Genomic DNA, 4,769 nt, shown 5'->3' on the forward strand with positions numbered 1-4,769 from the left:
ATCCCACTCCGCATTCGTCAGATCCCCACGTCCCATCCCACCACCCTGACCTCAACACCCCACCCCTGTCAGGAGATCCGAGAAACAGACCCTAGAGTGCCGTCCTCCAGCACGGCCATGATGTCCAGGCGGGTGGTGTCGATCTGCACCTGTTCCCCGGGCCGCAGAACCGCCGGTGCCGACGACGCCGGGGCCGGCGCGGTAGCGGTCCGAGCGGCACGCCCGGGCAACTCGCCCGGATCAGCCAGCGCGTTCACCAACCGGTAGAACGAGGACGGAGGCGGCACCTCCACCACCCCCGCCCCGTGGAGTTCCTCCAAGATTTGCCCGGTCACCACCCGCAGCCCCTTCACCGTCCCCTTCGACCGGCCCCGCTGCCTACGCAACGCCTCCAATACCGCAGCTACCACCCGCTCATCGGCCCGGCCTGTCGCGCTGGACGAACGTGTCGTGCGCTTGTCGACCAGCCCCCACAGGCCCTGCTTGCGATAGGCGTGCCGCATCCGCTGCACCGTCGCAGACGTCACCCGCGTAAAGCCGAGCGCCGTCATCTCCTTCGCCTTGGCCGCTTCCCGCTGCGCCAGCGTCCACCGCTCAGGGTCGTACTCCTCCCGCATCACCTGCCCCGCACGGCCACCCGCAGGATGCGGCCATCCGCTCTCCACCTCCCGGATGTGCGGCAGCCACGCCAACGCCCGCTGCTGTGCCGCTGGCGGAACCGTCTCGAACAGCCCCCACTGCGGCACCGCACCCGGCGCCCGCGCCCCCACCACCTCAAAGCCCGGATCGGCGAACAACCGGCCCAGCAGCACCGTCGTATCCGTGCCGTTCTCACGCAGCAGATAGACCCGCTGCCCCTGCACCGCGGCCACCTGAAAGGTCTGCCCCCGGTAGACCACGTGCACCCCGACCTCCACCACCGGCCGCCGCCCTGCGCCCCGCCGCCCGCTCACCGCGCCCACCTCTCCCCAGACCCACCGACCTCTACCTCTGCCGCTCGCCCGCCGTCCCGAACACCTGCCGCGGACACGCCCACCAGAGCCCGCGCATGCAACGGCTCACCAAGATCCGCAACCAACTGCCCCGACCACAGCGCGTGGTAGACGACAGGCAAGACCTGCAGCGGCTCACCCACCGACACCGCCCCCTTGAACAGCGGCCGCGGCACGGCGAACGCCTCGGCCACCGCAGCCCGCAGCCCGCACGGCCCCCGGTACCGGGGATGGCGATAGCCCGCCAGCCACCGCAGATTCGCCGCCGCCAACACAGACAGCGGATCCAGCCGCCGATACACCCACCCCACCCGCGCGCATGCTGCTTCCAGCACCGCTCCCGCCCGCTGCGCCCTGACCCCGCCCGCAGCCGGGCCCGACGGACAGTCCGCGAACAGCCCGGTGCCATCTGCGTACCGAGCGAACAACTGCGGAACCCACGAACGGACCCGACCGTCCGCCTCGTCCCGCCATACGAACCGGACAGGCCGCCCGGCCAAGCCGATGACATCCGGATCCCGGTCCAGCAGCATCAGCTGCGTGCGCATCGCGGTCGAACCGTGCACCACATGCCGCCCGGTGGTCGCCGACCACCACCAGCCCGGACCCCACCGACGCCCCGGTACCACCGGAAACGCCGATACCGGCGCCAGTTCCTCGAACTGCACCGATGCGACCGCCTGCTCCCATGGCAGCTGTGTCACCTGCCCAGCAAGACTGCTGAAAGCGACCTCCATGTCCGAACCGCCCCCTTCCCGGACAGCGCGTCGAGCACGACACGTGAACTCCACGTCTTCCCGCTGGACAGCCAAGGGCGTACCGGCCATGCATAACGCGCGAACACAGCCCGTCCCACTCAAAAAGGTGATTCTCAGCGGAAGTGCGGACCGTGGTGCCGCTGCCCATATGGGCCGTAGCGGCCCGCACCGTGCGGGAGGATGAGACGTTCCCATTGCCGCCGTGAGCCGAGGTCGTACGTGATGCCTTCCAGCCCTGAGCCAGCGGCCACCGCAATGACGGCCCGAACCACCCCCGCCCGCCGTGCGCTGCGCCTCGATCAGCAGGCTGCGGTGGACAGTGCGGTGCGGCATCTGAAGAACCCGGGTACGCGCGGGCACATCGTCTCGGCGTGCGGGACCGGGAAGACTCTGACCGCGCTGCGCACCGCAGAAGCCCTCGATGTCCGGTATCTCCTGGTGGCGGTGCCAAGCCTGGACTTGATCGGTCAGTGGGCGGCGGCGGCCCGCGCTGACGGGCGAAGGGAGTCGTTGATGGCGGTCTCTTCCTCCGATGCCCGTAAGCATCCTGTGCTGGCGGGTGCGGGGGCGGTGAGTACGGGGTCGGGGGAGTACCTGGCGTACTGGCTGGCTCAGCGCAGGAAACGGCACGAGAAGGCGATCGTGTTCGTCACGCTCGATTCCCTCCCTCGGATCGAGGAGACCCAGCACTCGGTCTTCACTGCCCCTGTCTTCGACCTCCTGGTCGTGGACGAGGCGCACCGCACCGCACCGCAGGGAGCTGGGACAAGCAGTGGACGATGATCCACGACCAGGCCCGGATCCTGGCCGACCGCCGCCTCTACATGACCGCGACCCCGTACGAGTGGGAGGCTCCGCGTCTGACCGAGGCCCCCGATACACGGCCCCGGCCGAAGCGGACCGCGGCCACCGCACCCGCGTGGGAGGCCCCGTCCCTGATCGCGTCGATGGACGATCCGAAGGTCTTCGGCCCGCGCCTGCACACCTACTCCCACGCGGACGCGATCGAGGACGGCGTCCTGGCCGACTACCAGCTCCTCGTGCCCACGATCACCAGCACCGACCTGCGCACCATCCTCACCAACTCCGGCGACACCCACACCGGGTTCGGCCCAAGCGCCCGTCGCACGACCGCGCTGCACATGGCCGTCCTCAAGGCCATGACCCAGCACGACCTCAAGCATGTGATCGTGTACTTCCAGCAGGTCGCGGACGCCGCCGACTTCGCCCGCCAGTTCCCCCATACGCTGCGCACCCTCCCCGCGGACCAGCGCCCCGCATGGGCCGACGACCTTCTCGTGCAGTCGGTCAACGGCACCCACACCCCCGGCCAGCGCCACGCCATCCTCACCGGCTTCGCTGATGCCGACCGTGGTGTGCTGACCAATGCCCAGGTCCTCGGCGAGGGAGTGGACCTGCCAGCCGTGGACGCGGTCGTGTTCGCGGACCGCACGGCGAGCGTGCGCCGCATCGTCCAGGCCCTCGGCCGCGCTCTGCGCAAGCCCCCGACCATCGAGCGCAAGACGGCGAGCCTGGTCATCCCCGCCTACACCCCACCCGACGCCGACCCCACCGACCTCCTCTCCACCCCCTACGAAGCCCTCTGGCTGGTCACCGCCGCACTCCGGCACCATGACCAGTCCATCGCTGCCCGGGCCCCGCGCAAGAACGCCAAGCGCCGCCCGGACGCCAGCACCCACACCCTGATCACACGCCGGTTCCGGTTCGACTTCACTCTCGACCCCGGACATATCGCCCGGGCCATGGACTTGCTGGCCTGGCCCGCCGCCGGCGCTGTCCTGTCCGCACCCCGCCGCGCCGGCCTCGCGGCCGCCGTCCGCTACCACGCCGAGCACGACCACCTCCGCATCCCGGCCGACTACGAGGACGCCTACGGCCACCGGCTCGGCCAGTTCATCACCGGACAACGCACCGCCTACCACCAAGGCGCTCTCACCGAGGACTGGATTGCCGAGCTCGAAGACCTGGGCATGGTCTGGGACGAGAACGAAGCAGCCTGGCAGGGACACCTGGCCACCATCGAGGCCTTCCACACCACCCATGGCCACCTCGCCATCCCCTCCCAGGAACCGGGCGGCCAGTTCCTCGCCGACCAGCGAACCCTGGCCCGCAAAGACCGCCTCACCTCCAGCCGCGAAACCCAGCTCACCGCCCTCGACCCGCACTGGACACTCCCGCACGGACCCGACTGGCACCGCAAATACCACCTGCTGCGCCGCCACATCGAAGCCGGTCACGACCCGGCCACGCTGCGCCGCGACACGGTGATCGACGGCGTGAAAGCCGGCATCTGGCTGCACCGTCAGTTCACCACCTGGCACGAACTCAACTCCGGCCAACGCGACCTCCTCACCAGCCTCGACCTGACCGCCGATCAAGTCCCACTGAGGCAAACACCGAGAACGCCCGTCACATCCGGCACCAGGAAACGCCGTTCCTTCGAACAGACAGCGCTGCTGCTGCGCGCCTTCGTGGAGCGCCACGGACGCCCGCCCGGCGCCAGGGAATGGATCGAGGCCGACGGCGAACGCGTCATGATCGGCCCGTGGCTGTGCAAGACCCGCACCAAACAGAAAGCAGGTCAACTACCGGAAGAGCAAAGCAAGTTGATGGAAGAGATCCTCCGAGAGGACCGGCCCGGAACCGCCACCGACGTTCCCGAAGAGGGACCCGCAGATATCTCGGAAGTTCCATAGTTTTTCTGCTTCCATAAGACAGGCCAGCCTCCGACCGCGAGCTAGCGGAAAGAGGACGCCCCGTCAAGCAGTCAGGCACACCCAAGTCCTGACCCCCTGCGCACGCAGCCAGCCCAGGGACGCGCGGAGCGCGGACCGGTCGCCCTGATCGCGGAGCGAACAGGGCCCGAGTCCAACGGAGTTGGACTCCAGGGCCACGGAGTGGCCCGGATCCCCGGGACGAAGTCCCGAAAACCACGCACGGAGTGCGTGGTCGTCTTCCGTCGCGTAGCGGCGGCGCGTCGTGTCTGCGGAGCAGACCG

General features: G+C 69.4%; 4 protein-coding genes. 2 read left to right on the plus strand and 2 right to left on the minus strand.

Features of this window, described 5'->3' with window-relative positions:
* Positions 1–68 precede the first annotated feature (68 nt).
* Together ACFC79_RS38090 and ACFC79_RS38095 are read right to left on the minus strand one after the other, a co-directional pair.
* A complete protein-coding gene (locus ACFC79_RS38090; protein ID WP_376249839.1) occupies positions 69–905 on the minus strand; it encodes a hypothetical protein in 837 nt (278 codons plus the stop codon).
* A 44-nt stretch (positions 906–949) separates the two neighbouring features.
* Entirely contained in the window at positions 950–1,729 is a 780-nt protein-coding gene (locus ACFC79_RS38095) for a TnsA-like heteromeric transposase endonuclease subunit (RefSeq protein ID WP_376249841.1), read from the minus strand.
* Between the two features lie 276 nt (positions 1,730–2,005).
* Here ACFC79_RS38095 and ACFC79_RS38100 point away from each other — a divergent pair, with 276 nt between their 5' ends.
* Both ACFC79_RS38100 and ACFC79_RS38105 read left to right on the plus strand, forming a co-directional pair.
* Complete coding sequence (locus ACFC79_RS38100; RefSeq protein WP_376249843.1) at positions 2,006–2,533, plus strand: DEAD/DEAH box helicase family protein; 528 nt, start codon at positions 2,006–2,008, stop codon at positions 2,531–2,533.
* Positions 2,530–4,467, plus strand: coding sequence for a Helicase associated domain protein (locus ACFC79_RS38105; RefSeq protein ID WP_376249845.1), 1,938 nt, complete (start codon positions 2,530–2,532; stop codon positions 4,465–4,467). The genes ACFC79_RS38100 and ACFC79_RS38105 overlap by 4 nt, the downstream gene beginning before the upstream one ends.
* Positions 4,468–4,769: the final 302 nt, after the last annotated feature.

The sequence above is a fragment of the Streptomyces sp. NPDC056061 genome (genome assembly GCF_042266885.1).
Lineage (GTDB): Bacteria > Actinomycetota > Actinomycetes > Streptomycetales > Streptomycetaceae > Streptomyces.